We start from the raw sequence: 16,950 nt of genomic DNA on the forward strand, positions 1-16,950 counted from the left end.
GAGGGATTGAATGTCGCTGACGATCCGCCGCGCGCGGCCCGATGAGGCCGGACTGGTGTTCTCGCTGGTCCGCGAACTCGCCGAATACGAAAAGCTTCTGCATGAGGTTCACGCCAGCGAGGCCGATATCGCCGAGGCGCTGTTCGGCGCCAACCCACAGCTCTATTGCGACATCGCGGAATGGAACGGCGAGCCTGCCGGCTTCGCGGTCTGGTTCGTCAACTTCTCGACCTTCGCCGGCCGTCACGGCATCTATCTCGAAGACCTCTTCGTGCGTCCGGCGCTGCGCGGCAAAGGCATCGGCAAGGCGCTGCTCGTGCATCTGGCGAAGCAATGCCTCGCCAATGGCTGGTCGCGCCTGCAATGGGCGGTGCTCGACTGGAACGCGCCGTCGATTGCATTCTACAAGTCGCTCGGCGCCGAGATGATGGACGAATGGACGATTTGCCGCGTCTCCGGCGAGGCGCTGTCGGCTCTCGCGGAAGGGGCGCGCTGATGGAGATCGTGCTCGTCGTTGCGGTCGCCGAGAACGGCGTGATCGGGAGCGACAACGCCATTCCGTGGCGGCTGAAATCCGACCAGCAGCGTTTCAAGGCGATTACGTTGAACAAGCCCGTCGTGATGGGACGCAAGACCTTCGAATCCCTGCGCAGGCCGCTGCCGGGCCGCACCAACATCGTGGTGACGCGCGATCCCAACTACCGCGCGCGCGGCGCCATCGTCACGACGTCGTTTGACAACGCCCGCGCCATTGCGCTTGGCGACGCGCTGCGGCGTTTCGCCACTGAGATTGCCGTCATCGGTGGCGCGGAAATCTACGCGCAATGGATGGGCACCGCCGATCGCCTTGAGATCACCGAGGTCCATGCCCGGCCGGACGGCGACACGCGGTTCGATAAAATCGATGCGCAGCTATGGGACGAGGTGGCGCGCGTGCGAAATCCGGCAGGCCCGGACGACAGTGCCGACTTCTCCTATGTGACATATCGTCGGCGCGGCCGGGGTTAACCAATGTTTGCATTGACAATTATGCCCCGGCGCATAGCTCGTCCGGCCAGGAAGCTTGCGTTGTAAGGGCCCTAGCGGTCCCCTATAACCGGGCCGGACATTCGAGGCCGGGCGTCCCGTCCGGACTTGCCGAGGAGATGTTTGATGCCGTGGAAAAATCAAGGCGGGGGGCCCTGGGGCTCGGGTCCGAAAGGGCCATGGGGCACCGGTCCGCAGTCAGCCGGGCCAAGGCCGCCAGATCTTGAGGATCTGCTGCGGCGCGGCCAGGACCGCCTGCAGCAGTGGCTGCCCGGCGGGCATTTCAGCGGCATGGGCGTCGCGCTGGTGCTGGTCGCCGCGCTGGCGATCTGGTTCGCGACCGGCATCTTCCGCGTGCAGTCTGAAGAGCTCGGCGTCGTGCTGCGCTTCGGCAAGTATGTCCGGGATGCGCAGCCGGGCCTGCGCTATCACCTGCCATATCCGATTGAGACAGTGCTGCTGCCGAAAGCGCTGCGCGTCAACACGATCTCGATCGGCATGACGCTGATCGACGATCCCGCTCGCCGCGGCCGCACCATGCGCGACGTGCCGGAAGAGAGCCTGATGCTGACCGGCGACGAGAACATCGTCGACGTCGACTTCACGGTGTTGTGGCGCATCAAGCCGGGTGGGGCCGGCGCCTATCTGTTCAATATCCAGAATCCCGAAGGCACCGTGAAGGCGGTTGCCGAAAGCGCGATGCGTGAGGTGATCGGCCGCTCGCAGATCCAGCCGATCCTGACCGGGGCGCGCAACGTCACCGAGCAGAGCGTCCAGGAGCTGATGCAGAGGACGCTCGATACCTACAACGCGGGCATCCAGATCACGCAGGTGCAGATGCAGAAGGTCGATCCGCCGGCGCAGGTGATCGACGCATTCCGCGACGTGCAGGCGGCGCGCGCCGACCTCGAGCGCAAGCAGAACGAGGCACAGACCTACGCCAACCGGATCGTGCCGGAAGCGCGCGGTCGTTCCGCGCAGATCCTGCAGGCCGCCGAAGGCTACAAGGAGCAGGCGGTCGCCGACGCCAAGGGCCAGAGCGCACGCTTCCTGAAAGTCTATGAAGAGTACAAGAAGGCACCCGACGTGACGCGCGAGCGCATCTATCTGGAGACCATGGAAAAAGTGCTCGGCGGCTCCGAGAAGCTGGTTTATGACGGCGGCCCGGGCCAGAACATCGTGCCCTACCTTCCGCTCGGCGAACTGACGCCGCGGCGTCCGGCGGCACCGGCCACGACCGGCCAGCAGCAGGGAGCCACCCGATGAGGTCCCCCGTCACCGGCATTGTGTTCCTGATCATCCTCTTCATTGTGCTCGCCGTCGGCTACAGCTCGGTGTTCACCGTGCAGCAGACCGAGCAGACCATTGTCTTGCGGTTCGGCGAGCCGGTCGACATCGTCACCGAGCCCGGCCTGCACTTCAAGGCGCCGTGGAATTCGGTGATCAACGTCGACAAGCGCATCCTCGATCTGGAAAACCCGTCGCAGGAGGTGATCGCCTCCGACCAGAAGCGGCTCGTGGTGGACGCCTTCGCGCGCTATCGCATCAAGAATGCATTGCGCTACTACACCAGCGTCGGCTCGATCCAGGCCGCCAATCTGCAGCTGACCACGCTGCTGAACGCAGCGCTGCGCCGCGTGCTCGGCGAGGTCAACTTCATCACCGTGGTGCGTGACGATCGCGAGAAGCTGATGCAGCGGATCCGCGAGCAGCTCGACAGGGAAGCGGACGGATACGGCATCGAGGTTGTCGACGTCCGCATCCGCCGTGCCGACCTGCCGGAGCAGAACAGCCAGGCCGTCTACAACCGGATGAAGACCGAACGTGAGCGCGAGGCGGCCGAGTTCCGTGCCCAGGGCGACCAGAAGGCGCAGGAAATCCGCTCGAAGGCCGACCGCGAAGCGACCGTGATCGTCGCCGAGGCGAACTCGGCCGCGGATCAGACCCGCGGTGCCGGCGACGCCGAGCGCAACCGCCTGTTCGCCGAAGCCTATGGCAAGGACAAGGACTTCTTCGCATTCTATCGCTCGATGACGGCGTATGAGAACGGCCTGCGTTCCAGCGACACGCGTTTCCTGTTGCGGCCGGACTCGGAATTCTTCAGATACTTCGGCGGTGCAAGCGGCAAGTTGCCTGAGGCGGCCGCCGCGCCGAAGCAGTAACGTCACGACTTGAACATCAGGACTTGGCGGCGATGCGGATGACGCTTCGCCGCCGACCAAAAACAACAAGCATCGAGCGGGAGGCTGCCATCCGATGAAGTCCATAGCGTTCGGCGACTTCCTCATCGGGTTGGGAATCCTGTTCGTGCTCGAAGGCATCCTGTTCGCGGCAAGCCCCGCCTGGATGCGCCGGGCGATGAAGAGCGCGCTGGCGACGCCCGACAATATCCTGCGCATCGTCGGTATCGGCTCGGCGGTCGCCGGGCTTGTGCTGATCTGGGTGGTGCGAAGATAGTCGCCGTTCCGGAGCATGCGAAGCATGACCGCTAATGCGCGATTGCGCATCGGGGAACCTCGAGATTCCCCAAGGCGCGCAATTGCGTCCCCGGGGTTCAGCCCTGTCGGGCTGCCCCGGAATGACAAGCAAGACTGAACATAATCGTGAGCCTCTCGCAGCCGGTTTTTCGCCGAAATGTCCGGGTGAGATGCTTGCGCCGTATGCCCGTTCGGGCGCACTCTGTAACTAGCGCATTTGAACCCGTTTGCCTCTGGAGAAACTCCTACATGACCGCTGCCAGACCAGCCCTGAGCCGCCGCTTCCGCATGATGGGAGCCGCGATCTCGATCGGTGCTGCGAGCATGCTGAGCTCCGTGCCGGCGTTCGCACGCGGTCCTGAAGGCATCGCCGACATCGCCGAGAAGGTGATCGACGCCGTCGTCAACATCTCGACGTCGCAGACCGTCGAGGCCAAGGACCGGACGATGCCGCAGCTGCCGCCGGGCTCGCCGTTTGAGGAATTCTTCGACGACTTCTTCAAGAACCGCCGCGGGCCGCCTGGCAAGGGCGGCGACAAGAGCGGTGAGTTCCAGCCGCGCAAGACCAACTCGCTCGGCTCGGGCTTCATCGTCGACACCGCGGGCATCGTCGTCACCAACAACCACGTCATCGCCGACGCCGACGAGATCAACGTCATCCTCAACGACGGCACCAAGATCAAGGCCGAGCTGGTCGGCGTCGACAAGAAAACCGACCTCGCGGTCCTGAAATTCAAGCCGCCGAAGCCGCTCACCGCGGTCAAGTTCGGCGACAGCGACAAGATACGGCTCGGCGACTGGGTGGTCGCGATCGGCAACCCGTTCAGCCTCGGCGGCACGGTGACCGCGGGCATCGTCTCGGCCAAGAACCGCGACATCAGCCAGGGCCCGTATGACAGCTACATCCAGACCGACGCCGCCATCAACCGCGGCAATTCCGGCGGTCCGCTGTTCAACCTCGATGGCGAGGTGATCGGCGTCAACACGCTGATCATCTCGCCGACCGGCGGTTCGATCGGCCTCGGCTTCGCGGTGCCGTCGAAGACCGTGGCCGGCGTCGTCGACCAGTTGCAGAAATTCGGCGAGCTGCGCCGCGGCTGGCTCGGCGTGCGCATCCAGCAGGTCACCGACGAGATCGCAGACAGCCTCAACATCAAGCCGGCGCGCGGCGCGCTGGTTGCCGGCGTCGACGACAAGGGGCCGGCCAAGCCGGCGGGCATCGAACCCGGCGACGTCGTCGTCAAGTTCGACGGCAAGGACGTCAAGGATCCGAAGGATCTGTCGCGCATCGTTGCCGACACGGCGGTCGGCAAGGAAGTCGACGTCGTCGTCATCCGCAAGGGCAATGAGGAGACCCGCAAGGTCACGCTCGGCCGGCTCGAGGACAACGAGAAGGTTCAGCAGGTCAACGCCAAGTCGAAGGACGACACCGCCGAGAAGCCGGTGACCCAGAAGGCGCTCGGTCTCGACCTCGCGGCGCTGAGCAAGGACCTGCGCACCAAGTACAAGATCAAGGACAGCGTGAAGGGCGTCGTCGTTACCGGCGTTGACGGCAATTCCGATGCCGCCGAGAAGCGGCTGTCGGCGGGCGATGTCATCGTCGAGGTGGCGCAGGAGGCGGTGTCGAGCGCCGCTGACATCAAGAAGCGCGTCGATCAACTCAAGAAGGACGGCAAGAAGTCGGTGCTGCTGCTGGTCTCGAACGGCGACGGCGAACTGCGCTTCGTCGCGCTCGGCGTGCAGTAACATTCACATACGTCATTCCGGGGCGGTCCGCAGGACCGAACCCGGAATCTCGAGATTCCGGGTTCGATGCTTCGCATCGCCCCGGAATGACGGTTTGCTACCCCGCCACGAACTCATCCCGCCGGTAGCCTTGCGCGTACAGCAGCGCGGTGAGATCGCCGTGGTCGATCCGGACCGCGGCCGCGGCCGCGACCGCCGGCTTGGCGTGATAGGCTACGCCGAGGCCCGCAGCCTGGATCATGCCGAGATCGTTGGCGCCGTCGCCCACCACAAGGGTGTCGATCTCGTCGAGATCGAAGGACTCGGTGAGCTCGATCAAGGTGGCGAGCTTGGTGGCGCGGCCGAGGATCGGCTCGACCACCTCACCGGTCAGCTTGCCGTCCACGACCTGCAACTGGTTGGCGCGGTTTTCCTGAAAGCCGACCTTCGCCGCGACCACCTTGGTGAACAAGGTGAAGCCGCCCGAGATCAGGCAGGTATAGGCGCCGTGCGCGCGCATGGTCATGACCAGTTCGCGGCCGCCCGGCGTCAGCGTGATGCGCTTGTCGAGCACCTCGTCGACCACGCTGACCGGCAGTCCCTTGAGCAGCGCCACCCGCTCGCGCAGCGCGGACTCGAACTCGATCTCGCCGCGCATGGCACGCTCGGTGATCGCAGCGACATGGGCCTTGAGCCCGGCGAAGTCGGCGAGCTCGTCGATGCACTCCTGGCCGATCATGGTGGAATCCATGTCGGCCAGAAAAAGCTTCTTGCGCCGGGCGATCCGAGGCTGCACGACGATGTCGATCGGCAGGTCGCCGCGGGCCTGGCGAACGCGTTCCTCGATTGTCTTGATACCGTCCCTGCTGCTGTCCTCGCTCTCGAACGGAATGTCGGCGGCGACTTCGTTGAACAGCCACTGCGCCGGGCCGGGTGAGGGCAGCAGGGCCCGCGCACCGTCGACGATGGTGGAGTCGAGCGCGGGGGTTGCAGGATTGCAGATCAGCGTGGCAACGAGGGACATGCAGGCGCATTCGGGATTGTTGAACAAGGCAGTGCTTATCGCAGGGCCGACCGCCAGCGGCAAGTCGGCGCTGGCGCTCGAACTCGCGCAGCGGACCGGCGGGGTCGTGATCAACACCGACTCCATGCAGGTCTATCGTGACCTCCGGATCATCACCGCGCGGCCGACCGCAGGCGAAGAGGTGCTGGTTCCGCACCGGCTCTATGGCCATGTCGACGCCGGCGTGAATTTCTCCGCCGGCGCCTGGGTGGCCGATGCGGCGAAGGTGCTCGGCGAGGCGCGTGCGCAGGGACGGCTGCCGATCTTCATCGGCGGCTCGGGCCTCTATTTCAAGGCGCTGACGCGCGGCTTGTCGGCGGTGCCGCCGATCCCGGCCGATGTGCGCGACGGCGTGCGCGCACGGCTCGAGCAGCTCGGCGTCGAGGCGCTGCATGCCGAGCTTGCAGCGCGCGATCCGGTGTCGGCCGAGCGGCTGAAGCCGCGCGACCGCACCCGCATCGCGCGCGCGCTCGAGGTGGTCGAGGCCACCGGCCGCCCGCTGCCGGACTGGCATCGCGAGGGCCTGCCGCCACTGCTGCCGCCGGGCGATTTTCATGCGCTGTTTCTCGCGCCGGAGCGCGAGAGGCTCTATGCACGGATCGACGCCCGGTTCGGTGTCATGCTCGATACCGGCGCGCTCGACGAGGTCGCGGCGCTGGCGGCGCGTGGGCTAGATCCGCTGCTGCCGGCGATGAAGGCCCATGGGGTGCCGGCGCTGATCCGGCACCTGAGGGGAGAGATCAGCCGCGAGGAGGCGGCCGAGATCGGCCAGGCCGACACCCGCCATTATGCGAAGCGCCAGTTCACCTGGTTTCGCCATCAGCTCCCGGAATTCGCCTGGGTGGTGCCGGAAGCTGGCGGGGAATGGCTGGAGAGTCGGGTCCCGTAGCCCGGACCGGCGCTCCCGCACGCCCGTCAGCCATGCGCGTTCGCCTGCGCAAAAACACTCGCCGAACGAGCGGAACCCCGGTAGAGTACGGAAATCGCGAAAGTGCTTGCCTTGCCTTGACATTCAGGCTTTGGCCGCTATGTTCGCGCAACCTTTGGGAAGACTGGGTCGTATCGTGCGCAACATTATTACCAAACTGCTTATCGCCGTCGTACCCAGGCACACCGCCGGGGATGGCTAGCGGCCATCCAAATTCGGGCGGTGTGCATGGGGCCTCTAGGGCCCCTTTTTATTGCCCGAAGCCGAACTGACGAGAACTGACAAAAGCCGCGCAAAAACAAGCGCATCCGGAGCGAACCATGACCGACAAGAGCCACGATCCCAATCAGATGACCGGCGCCGCGATGATCGTGCGCGCGCTCATCGATCACGGCGTGCAGCATGTCTTCGGCTATCCCGGCGGTGCGGTGCTTCCGATCTACGACGAGATCTTCCAGCAGAGCGAGGTCGAGCACATCCTGGTCCGTCACGAGCAGGGCGCCGGCCATGCCGCCGAAGGCTATGCCCGCTCGACCGGCAAGCCCGGCGTGGTGCTGGTGACGTCGGGCCCCGGCGCCACCAACATGGTGACGCCGCTGACCGACGCGCTGATGGATTCGATCCCGCTGGTCTGCATCACCGGCCAGGTGCCGACCCATCTGATCGGCAACGACGCCTTCCAGGAGTGCGATACGGTCGGCATCACGCGGCCCGCCACCAAGCACAATTGGCTGGTCCGCGATGTCAATGACCTCGCCAGGGTGCTGCACGAGGCCTTCTATGTCGCCACCACCGGCCGGCCCGGCCCGGTCGTGGTCGACGTGCCGAAGGACGTGCAGTTCGCGACCGGCACCTATCATCCGCCGCGCAAGTCGGACGTGCACATCTCTTACACGCCGCGCGTCAAGGGCGACGCGACCCAGATCCGCAAGGCGGTGGCGCTGCTCGCCAATGCCAAACGTCCCGTGATCTATTCCGGCGGCGGCGTGATCAATTCGGGTCCTGAGGCCTCGAAACTGCTGCGCCAGTTGGTGGAGGCGACCGGCTTCCCGATCACCTCGACCCTGATGGGGCTGGGCGCCTATCCCGCTTCGGGCCCGAACTGGCTCGGCATGCTGGGCATGCACGGCACCTACGAAGCCAACATGACGATGCATGATTGCGACGTCATGCTGTGCGTCGGCGCGCGCTTCGACGACCGCATCACCGGCCGTACCGACGCCTTCTCGCCGGGCTCGAAGAAGATCCACATCGACATCGACCCGTCCTCGATCAACAAGAACATCCGCGTCGACGTGCCGATCATCGGCGACGCCGGCAACGTGCTCGGCGATTTGCTGCAGGTGTTCAAGGCAGAAGCCAAGAAGCCGGACATCAAGTCGTGGTGGCAGCAGATCGCGCAATGGCGCGCGCGCAACTCGCTGTCCTACCGCAAGAACAACGATATCATCCTGCCGCAATACGCGATCCAGCGCCTGTTCGAGCTGACCCGCGGCAAGGACACCTACATCACGACCGAGGTCGGTCAGCACCAGATGTGGGCCGCGCAGTTCTTCGGCTTCGAGGAGCCGCACCGCTGGATGACCTCGGGCGGTCTCGGCACCATGGGCTACGGCCTGCCGGCCGCGGTCGGTGTGCAGGTGGCGCATCCGGACAGCCTGGTGATCGACATCGCCGGCGACGCTTCGGTGCAGATGACGATCCAGGAGATGTCGACGGCGGTCCAGTTCGAGCTGCCGATCAAGATCTTCATCCTGAACAACCAGTACATGGGCATGGTTCGGCAATGGCAGCAGCTGCTGCACGGCAACCGCCTGTCGCACTCGTATTCCGAGGCGCTGCCCGACTTCGTCAAGCTCGCCGACGCCTATGGCTGCGTCGGCCTGCAGGCGACCAAGCCGTCCGATCTCGACGGCGCGATCAAGGAGATGATCTCGATCAAGCGCCCGGTGCTGTTCGACTGCCGCGTCGCCGCGCTGGAGAATTGCTTCCCGATGATCCCGTCGGGCAAGGCGCATAACGAGATGCTGCTGCCGGAAGAGGCGACCGATGAGGCCACCGCGAAGGCCTTCTCCGGTGGCAAGGCGCTGGTGTGATGATGGATCGGCGTGGAGCACTCTCTTTTCACCTCGCCCCGCTTGCGGGGAGAGGTCGGATTGCGCGCAAGCGCAATCCGGCTGAGGGGGAGTCTCCGCGAATCCGTCTCTCACCATTGCTCTGGAAGCAGCCCCTCACCCCAACCCTCTCCCCGCAAAGAGCGGGGAGAGGGAACTTATCGCGCGCTCGAATGGAGGGCGGCTCCCATGTTTGACCTCAACGAGCTCGAGCGTGCACACCGGATCGTCGGCACCGCGGTGCCGGCGACGCCGGCGCACGCCTGGCCGCTGCTGGCCGAGCGGCTCGGCACCGAGGTCGTGGTCAAGCATGAGAACCACACGCCGACCGGCGCCTTCAAGGTGCGTGGCGGCCTGGTCTATCTCGAACGGCTGAAGCGCGAGCGGCCCGACGTTCCCGGCATCATCTCGGCGACGCGCGGCAATCATGGCCAGAGCCTGGCGTTCGCGGCAGGGCGTCAGGGCGTGTCGGCGACGATCTACGTGCCGCGCGGCAACTCGGTCGAAAAGAACCGCGCCATGTACGCGTTCGGGGCCGAGCTCGTCGAGCACGGCGACGACTTCCAGGCCGCGCGCGAAGAGGCCGAGCGCCGCGCCCAATTCGCCGGCCTGCACATGGTGCCGTCGTTCCACCCGGACCTCGTGCTGGGTGTCGCGACCTACGCGCTCGAACTGTTCCGTACCGCGCCCGATCTCGACATTCTCTACGTGCCGATCGGGCAGGGCTCCGGCATCTGCGGCTGCATCATGGCGCGCGACCTGCTCGGGCTGAAGACCGAGATCGTCGGCGTGCAGTCGACCGAGGCGCCGTCCTACGCGCTGTCGTTTGCGGCCGGAAAGATCGTCACCACCGAGACTAGCAACACCCTTGCCGACGGCATGGCGACGCGGATTCCGGACGCGGATGCGTTCGCGCTGATCCGCAAGGGCGCCTCGCGCATCGTGCAGGTCAGCGACGACGAGGTCGGGCAGGCGATCCGCGCCTACTGGACCGATACCCACAATCTCGCCGAGGGCGCGGGCGCTGCGGCGCTCGCGGCCGCGCTGCAGGAAAAGAGCAGGCTCGCCGGCAAGCGGGTCGGCCTGATCCTGAGCGGCGGCAATATCGATTTCGATCTGTTCCGGACCTGGATCGGAACGGATGCTGCGCCGGCCGCCGAGCGGGCGGTGGCGTGAACAGAATGTAAGGGGACGACCATGAACCAGCCCGCATCCGCCTACTTCCTCGAAGAGCGTCACGATCCCAACGAGACGCACACTTTGTCCGTGCTCGTGCAGAACGAGCCCGGCGTGCTCGCGCGCGTGATCGGCCTGTTCTCCGGCCGCGGCTACAACATCGAGAGTCTCACCGTCTCGGAGACCGAGAGCCAGAAACATCTCTCGCGGATCACGATCGTCACCACCGGCACGCCGATGGTGATCCAGCAGATCAAGCATCAGCTCGACCGCATGATCCCGGTCTACCGCGTCGTCGACATGACGCTGACCGGCAGCTCGATCGAGCGCGAGCTTGCGATGGTCAAGGTGCGGGGCGGTGGCGATCACCGCGTCGAGGCGCTGCGGCTGGCGGATGCGTTCCGCGCCCGGGTGATCGACGCCACGACCGAGAGCTTCGTGTTCGAGATCACGGGCAATTCGTCCAAGATCAGTCAGTTCATCGACCTGATGCGTCCGCTGGGCCTGGTCGAGGTGTCACGAACCGGGGTGGCCGCGATCACGCGCGGGCCGGAAGGGATGTGAGGCATGTTGGCGCGCGACTGGTACTACACGCAACGGCGGCAGGTCGGTCTCGATACCGCGGTGGCCTCGATCTATGACGTCAGCGAGGACAGCGATGTCCGTGCCCGCCAGGCGCTGACCATGCTCGGCGTCAAGCCGGGCTGGCGGATCGCCGATATCGGCTGCGGCAACGGCGTGCTGGCCACCGAGGCGGCATTGATGGGCGCCGAGGTCGACGCCATCGACATCTCGCCGGCGATGATCGGGCTTGCCGAGATCTATGCGCGCGACCGCAAGGCGAAGATCCGGACCCAGCCGGCCGGCCTGCTGTCGTTCGCCTACCAACCGAATTCCTACGACCTCATCGTCAGCGAGTTCACGCTGCACCATCTGCCGGACTTCTGGAAGGCGGTGGCGCTGTCGCGAATCTTCAACGCGTTGAAGCCCGGCGCGAACTTCTACCTGCGCGACATGGTGTTCGTCGGCATGCCCGACGGTGTCGATCGCGATGTCGAAGGATGGGCCGACTTCTCGATCAAGAATCACGGCTTCGAGCGCGAAAGCGTGATCACCCATATGCGCGACGAATACTCGACCTTCGGCTGGGTGATGGAGCGCATGCTGACCGAGACCGGTTTCACGCTGGTCTCCGTCGACTACCACGCGCCCCTGCACGGCACCTATCTGCTGCGCAAACCGAAGCCCGACGAACAGATCTAGATCCCGACCGAAACGGAAGCAAAAGAAGAACAACAATGAAGCCGGCCGATGTTGGCATCGCCGTCATGGTCGCGGTGATCTGGGGGCTTGCGTTCGTCGCAAGCCGGATCGCGCTCGATGAGTTCTCGCCGGAGCTGATGACGACGCTGCGCTTCGCCATCGCCGCGCTGCCGTGCCTGTTCCTGCGCAAGCCCGGCGTTTCCTGGCCGCTTCTGATCGCGATCAGCTCAACGCTGTTCCTCGGCCAGTTCCTCGCACAGGCCTTTGCGATCGCGCATGGCGTTCCCGTCGGGCTTTCCAGCGTGATCGTGCAGAGCCAGGCGCTTTTCACCATCGCCTTCGCCGCCCTGGCCTTCGGGGAAATCCCGACACGGAGCCAGGCAATCGGCATCGCGATCGCCGCGCTCGGCCTGCTGATGATCTGCGGGACGGTCGGCTACGACTTCAGCGTCGCCGCGTTTGCGATCATCATGATCTGCCCGATCAGCTTCGCGATCGGCAATCTTCTCCTGCGGCAGGCGAACGGCGCGCCGATGTTCGATCTGTTCGCCTGGCTGTGCCTGTCCGCCGCGGTGCCGCTTGCAGTGCTGACCTTGATCACCAACGGGCCGCAGCCGACCTGGCATGCGCTGACCCACATGTCGCTGACCGGGCTCGTCTGCATGCTCTGCCTCGGCGGCATCTCGACCAGCATCGCCTATTGGCTGTGGGGCCGGCTGCTGCGGGATTATCCGGCGGCGCAGGTGGTGCCGTTTGCGCTGCTGGTGCCGTTCGTCGGCTCCGCCGCGTCGAGCATCGTGTTCGGCGAGACATTCGGGCCGCTGCGGCTGGCCGGCATGGTCACCGTGATCGCCGGCATCGCCGTGATGCTGCTGTCGAAGCGGCCAAAAGCTCTGCCGAAAGTCGTGTGAGGGCACCATGTCGAATTCGCTGCTGTTTGCCTTTGTCGTGTTCGCCGTCGTGATGTTCTTCACGCCCGGCCCCAACAACATCATGCTGCTGTCGTCGGGGCTGACCTACGGCTTCCGCCGCACGGTGCCCCATATCGCCGGCATCACCGTCGGCTTCGCCTTCATGGTCGGCGCGGTCGGCGTCGGGCTGGGGACCGTCTTCATCGCCTATCCGGTGCTGCGGACGATCCTGAAATATGGCGGCGTCGCCTACCTGATCTATCTCGCCGTCGTCATCGCCATGGCCGAGCCGCCCTCGGCGGACGAGGACGACAGGGGCGGCCGCGGCCCGATGACGTTCTGGGGCGCCGCCATGTTCCAGTGGATCAATGCCAAGGGCTGGGTGATGGTGATCGGCACCATCACGGCCTATGCGGCGATTGCCGCCTTTCCCTGGAACATCGCGATCCAGGTCGGCCTGAGCCTGATCCTGGGGACGGTGTCCTGCGTCGTCTGGGCGCTGTTCGGGACCGCCTTGCGGCCGATCCTGACCTCGCCGCGGGCGATCCGCGCCTTCAATGTGGTGATGGCCATCCTGCTGCTGGCCTCGCTCTACCCGGTCTTCATGGACGCATGATGCCGCACCGCGCCATGCGAGATGAGGGTTTCCCCTGAGGGGGAAAATGCTCTAGACAACGCCGGAAATTCGCGGGCGCCCGGCGGTTCTGACCTTCCGAAAGCCTGATTCATCGGCCGATTTTGGCCCCCTTTCAAACGAGGAAACCACGATGCGAGTTTACTACGATCGCGATGCCGACCTGAACCTGATCAAGGGCAAGAAGGTCGCCATCGTCGGCTACGGCAGCCAGGGCCACGCCCACGCTCTGAACCTGAAGGATTCCGGCGTCAAGGAAGTGGCGATTGCGCTGCGCAAGGGTTCGGCGTCGGCCAAGAAGGCCGAGAACGCCGGCTTCAAGGTGATGGAAGTCGCCGAAGCCGCCAAGTGGGCCGACCTCGTCATGATGCTGACCCCGGACGAGCTGCAGGGTGACATCTATCGCGAGCACCTGCACGACAACATGAAGAAGGGCGCGGCGCTCGTGTTCGCCCACGGCCTCAACGTGCACTTCAACCTGCTCGATCCGCGCGCCGACCTCGACGTGCTGATGATCGCGCCGAAGGGCCCCGGCCACACCGTGCGCTCGGAATACCAGCGCGGCGGCGGCGTGCCCTGCCTGATCGCGATCGCCAAGGATTCGTCGGGCAACGCCCATGACCTCGGCCTCAGCTATGCCTCGGCGATCGGCGGCGGCCGCGCCGGCATCATCGAGACCACCTTCAAGGAAGAGTGCGAGACCGACCTGTTCGGCGAGCAGGTGGTGCTCTGCGGCGGCTTGGTCGAGCTGATCAAGGGCGGCTACGAGACGCTCGTCGAGGCCGGCTACGCGCCCGAGATGGCCTATTTCGAGTGCCTGCACGAAGTGAAGTTGATCGTCGACCTGATCTATGAAGGCGGCATCGCCAACATGAACTACTCGATCTCCAACACCGCCGAATACGGCGAGTACGTCACCGGTCCGCGCATCGTCACGGCCGAGACCAAGGCGGAGATGAAGCGCGTGCTCGCCGATATCCAGGGCGGCAAGTTTGCCCGCGACTGGATGCTGGAGAACAAGGTCAACCAGACCTCGTTCAAGGCCACCCGCGCCAAGCTCGCCGCGCATCCGATCGAGGAAGTCGGTGCCAAGCTGCGCGACATGATGCCCTGGATCAAGAAGGGCGCGCTGGTCGACAAGAGCAAGAACTAACAGGCGAGGCCTGTCATTCTGGGACGGTCCGCAGGACCGAGCCCGGAATCTCGAGATTCCGGGTTCGCCTCTTCGAGGCGCCCCGGAATGACGCTGTGATGAAAAAGGGTGGGCGCGTTGCCCACCCTTTTTCTTTGTCGCAGAGGCGCAGCGGCCGCTAGCCGGCCGCCATCGGCTGCTTCTCGATCCTGTTGTGCAGCTGCCAGAACCGCACCGTGCGCTGCGCGGTTTCCAGCGAGAGCCGGCGGTAATCGCGCTGCGCGATCTCGAGCGTCGCATTGTCGAGCGGCAACGGCAGCGGCCGCTTGCGCAGGATGCTTTCGACCGTCGGCCAGTTGAGCCGCGCCGAGCGGCACGGGATCAGGATCAGGTCGGAGCGAAGGCCGAGCATCAGCCGTTCGATCATCGCGATCGGCATGTCGTTGAGCACGGCGAGCGCGACCGTGACCTCGTCGAGCTTGCCCTCTTCGGCGAATTTGTAGACGGCCGCATCGTCGAGCTCGTTCAGCTGCTTCATCAGCTTGACCAGCTCTTCGGCGATGCCGTAGTTGCGGCGCGGCGCCGCGGCCTCTTCCTGGGCGATGTCGTTCAGCACCTGGCTGATCTCCTCGCGCGCCCTGGGCGACGCGATCGAGAGCAGGCGGGCGCGCACAGTATCCTTGGCGCGCTGCAGCAGGTCGCGCAGCAGCTTGGCCGGAATGTCGATGCGCAGCCCGAGGATCTCGACCAACTCGTCGTCGCCTTCGGCGCGGGCGACGATGCTGGAATAGCCGTTGTCGGAGAACTGCGCGCCGGCGTTCTTGGCGAGACGCCGGATCACCTTGTCCTCGCCGCGGTTGATGATCACGTCGGTGACGGAAGGCGGCAGGTTTTCCCGCGCGGAGATTGCGAACAGGTGGTCCTGGCCCTTGCTGCTCGCGATCTCGCGCAGGGCGTCGTTCGAGAGGCGGCTGGAGTGGGTCAGTACGTCGCCGGCGACGCTGATGTCGTCGTCCCAGGCGAGGTGCTGGATCACCTCGAACGGCGCATAGTCGAGCGGTGCGAGCCGCTTGCTGAGCTCGGCCCGCGCACGCGTCTCGACGCGCGCGACCAAGAGGCAGAGCACGTCGTCGAACACCTTGACCTGTTCATCGTTGAGGCGGTCGCCGTCGTTCAGGAACAGATCGGTGACCTGCCGCAGCGTCTGCACGCGCTTGGCTGATGTCCCGTCCCGGACCGCATCCTCGAGTTCGGCGATAATCGATTGTGACGCCTGTTGCGCCATCGATGGGCAACCTTGTTTTTGTTGAATGACACCTGTTTGCGCACCATGCGGGGCGCGGTCTTACACCTGCGTTAAGGTGGAACACGGTGCAAATACGGTGTGCGTCGCATCCTTAACAGGCTGCGACCGGACTCGATTCAATGCGCGCTTTCGGCTTGGCGGAAGCTGATGCCCGTGCATTTTAAGAGATCGTTTAGGACGATAGGCGCCGCGCGACGGAAAAGATGTCGATCGACGCGGCACGTCCGCGCAATTGCGTCGAGCCGAGCGGCTCGACGACTAAATCCCGATCCGGCGGCAGCAGGCGCAGCAGGTCGCCCGATACCAGCAGCGGACGGCCGGCCTCCTTGCAATGCGCCTGCAGCCGCGCCGTGACGTTCACGGTGTCGCCGAAATAGGCGATCTGTCGCCGCGAGTCCCCGCATTCCGCGGTGACGACCGGACCGGCATGCATCCCGGCTCGAAACGCGGGCACCACGCCGAACTCCTTGCGATATTGATCGGCCCGCTTGGCGAGGCGATCCTCGATCGCGAACACGCAATCGAGATACCGCCGCGATCGCCCGTCGGCATTGGCCGACCAGGTCACGATCACTTCGTCGCCGACATAGGCGTGGACTTCGCCGCCGTGCGACACGATCGGCTCGTCGATGTCGAAGAAGAAGCGCGTCAGCAATTCCTGCACGCGCAGCTCGCCCATCGACTCCGCTAGCGTCGTCGAGCCGACCAGGTCGAGGAACAGCAGCACGCGCTCCTCGCGCACCGGCTGCCGATAGCGTCCGAGCACGATGCTGAGCAGCGTGTGCCCGCCGATCATCCGGACCAGCTCGTAGATCGTCGTGATCGGGATCGACAGCAGCAGGCCGACGCCAATGATCTTCAGGAAGGTTTCGCGCATCCACTTGGCTTCGAGCCCATGCCCGTAAAGCACGATTTCCAGCACGATCGCGGCGGCCGCAACGGTGACGGCGAGGATCACAGAGCGGCCGATCAGCTCGACGATGAGTGATTGCCGTCGCAGCCAGCCACCACGTGCGGCCAGATAGAGATGCGTCGCCCAGACGATCACCGTGAGGGCTGCGCCGTCGAGGGCGCTGCGCAGATAGTTCGCGACGGAAGCCTCGTCGGACTCGTCGAAGGCGTAGCGAAACAGCCCGCCGACCAGCAGGCCGACCACGCCCAGAATGATCGCAGGCATCACGGCGCGACGCATGGT

Annotated in this window: 17 protein-coding genes; 14 read left to right on the forward strand and 3 right to left on the reverse strand. The window is 65.2% G+C overall.

Annotation, left to right across the window (positions count from 1 at the left end; all coding sequences use genetic code 11):
- Positions 1–10 precede the first annotated feature (10 nt).
- The 6 genes from ACVIYL_RS20990 (at position 11) to ACVIYL_RS21015 (ending at position 5,249) form a co-directional block, all read left to right on the forward strand.
- On the forward strand, positions 11–496 hold the full coding sequence (locus ACVIYL_RS20990; protein WP_310880649.1) for a GNAT family N-acetyltransferase: 486 nt from the start codon (positions 11–13) through the stop codon (positions 494–496).
- The gene (locus ACVIYL_RS20995; RefSeq protein ID WP_283069694.1) at positions 496–1,008 is read left to right on the forward strand and encodes a dihydrofolate reductase; all 513 of its coding nucleotides are present in this window, start codon (positions 496–498) and stop codon (positions 1,006–1,008) included. The genes ACVIYL_RS20990 and ACVIYL_RS20995 overlap by 1 nt, the downstream gene beginning before the upstream one ends.
- 144 nt (positions 1,009–1,152) lie before the next feature.
- Complete coding sequence (gene hflK, locus ACVIYL_RS21000; protein ID WP_028342342.1) at positions 1,153–2,292, forward strand: FtsH protease activity modulator HflK; 1,140 nt, start codon at positions 1,153–1,155, stop codon at positions 2,290–2,292.
- On the forward strand, positions 2,289–3,188 hold the full coding sequence (hflC, locus tag ACVIYL_RS21005; protein WP_310880648.1) for a protease modulator HflC: 900 nt from the start codon (positions 2,289–2,291) through the stop codon (positions 3,186–3,188). The genes hflK and hflC overlap by 4 nt, the downstream gene beginning before the upstream one ends.
- 94 nt (positions 3,189–3,282) lie before the next feature.
- Positions 3,283–3,483, forward strand: a complete 201-nt coding sequence (locus ACVIYL_RS21010) for a DUF2065 domain-containing protein (protein ID WP_028332483.1) — start codon at positions 3,283–3,285, stop codon at positions 3,481–3,483.
- A 269-nt stretch (positions 3,484–3,752) separates the two neighbouring features.
- The gene (locus tag ACVIYL_RS21015; protein ID WP_168857168.1) at positions 3,753–5,249 is read left to right on the forward strand and encodes a Do family serine endopeptidase; all 1,497 of its coding nucleotides are present in this window, start codon (positions 3,753–3,755) and stop codon (positions 5,247–5,249) included.
- Between the two features lie 97 nt (positions 5,250–5,346).
- Here ACVIYL_RS21015 and serB read toward each other — a convergent pair whose 3' ends face one another.
- Positions 5,347–6,252, reverse strand: a complete 906-nt coding sequence (gene serB / locus ACVIYL_RS21020; RefSeq protein ID WP_456779586.1) for a phosphoserine phosphatase SerB — start codon at positions 6,250–6,252, stop codon at positions 5,347–5,349.
- Here serB and miaA point away from each other — a divergent pair.
- The 8 genes from miaA (at position 6,251) to ilvC (ending at position 14,470) form a co-directional block, all read left to right on the forward strand.
- Positions 6,251–7,180 carry a tRNA (adenosine(37)-N6)-dimethylallyltransferase MiaA gene (miaA, locus tag ACVIYL_RS21025; protein ID WP_456781860.1) on the forward strand — a complete coding sequence of 310 codons (930 nt, stop codon included), beginning with the start codon at positions 6,251–6,253 and terminating at the stop codon, positions 7,178–7,180. The genes serB and miaA overlap by 2 nt on opposite strands.
- Before the next feature lie 359 nt (positions 7,181–7,539).
- Entirely contained in the window at positions 7,540–9,315 is a 1,776-nt protein-coding gene (locus ACVIYL_RS21030) for an acetolactate synthase 3 large subunit (protein WP_016841059.1), read from the forward strand.
- 207 nt (positions 9,316–9,522) lie between these two features.
- A complete protein-coding gene (locus tag ACVIYL_RS21035; RefSeq protein ID WP_456779587.1) occupies positions 9,523–10,509 on the forward strand; it encodes a threonine dehydratase in 987 nt (328 codons plus the stop codon).
- Between the two features lie 21 nt (positions 10,510–10,530).
- A complete protein-coding gene (ilvN, locus tag ACVIYL_RS21040; RefSeq protein WP_016841057.1) occupies positions 10,531–11,073 on the forward strand; it encodes an acetolactate synthase small subunit in 543 nt (180 codons plus the stop codon).
- A gap of 3 nt (positions 11,074–11,076) precedes the next feature.
- Positions 11,077–11,772, forward strand: a complete 696-nt coding sequence (locus ACVIYL_RS21045) for a class I SAM-dependent methyltransferase (protein WP_028332477.1) — start codon at positions 11,077–11,079, stop codon at positions 11,770–11,772.
- Between the two features lie 35 nt (positions 11,773–11,807).
- Positions 11,808–12,683, forward strand: a complete 876-nt coding sequence (locus tag ACVIYL_RS21050; RefSeq protein WP_456779588.1) for an EamA family transporter — start codon at positions 11,808–11,810, stop codon at positions 12,681–12,683.
- A 7-nt stretch (positions 12,684–12,690) separates the two neighbouring features.
- Positions 12,691–13,299, forward strand: a complete 609-nt coding sequence (locus ACVIYL_RS21055) for a LysE family translocator (RefSeq protein WP_456779589.1) — start codon at positions 12,691–12,693, stop codon at positions 13,297–13,299.
- A 151-nt stretch (positions 13,300–13,450) separates the two neighbouring features.
- Entirely contained in the window at positions 13,451–14,470 is a 1,020-nt protein-coding gene (gene ilvC / locus ACVIYL_RS21060; protein WP_018272993.1) for a ketol-acid reductoisomerase, read from the forward strand.
- 157 nt (positions 14,471–14,627) lie between these two features.
- On the opposite strand, the gene ACVIYL_RS21065 is transcribed toward ilvC, so the two are convergent.
- Both ACVIYL_RS21065 and ACVIYL_RS21070 read right to left on the reverse strand, forming a co-directional pair.
- A complete protein-coding gene (locus tag ACVIYL_RS21065; protein WP_456779590.1) occupies positions 14,628–15,734 on the reverse strand; it encodes a DUF2336 domain-containing protein in 1,107 nt (368 codons plus the stop codon).
- A 193-nt stretch (positions 15,735–15,927) separates the two neighbouring features.
- Positions 15,928–16,947: an adenylate/guanylate cyclase domain-containing protein gene (locus ACVIYL_RS21070; RefSeq protein WP_456779591.1), complete on the reverse strand. Its 1,020-nt coding sequence runs from the start codon at positions 16,945–16,947 to the stop codon at positions 15,928–15,930.
- Positions 16,948–16,950 lie beyond the last annotated feature (3 nt).

The sequence above is a fragment of the Bradyrhizobium sp. USDA 3315 genome, assembly GCF_054056795.1.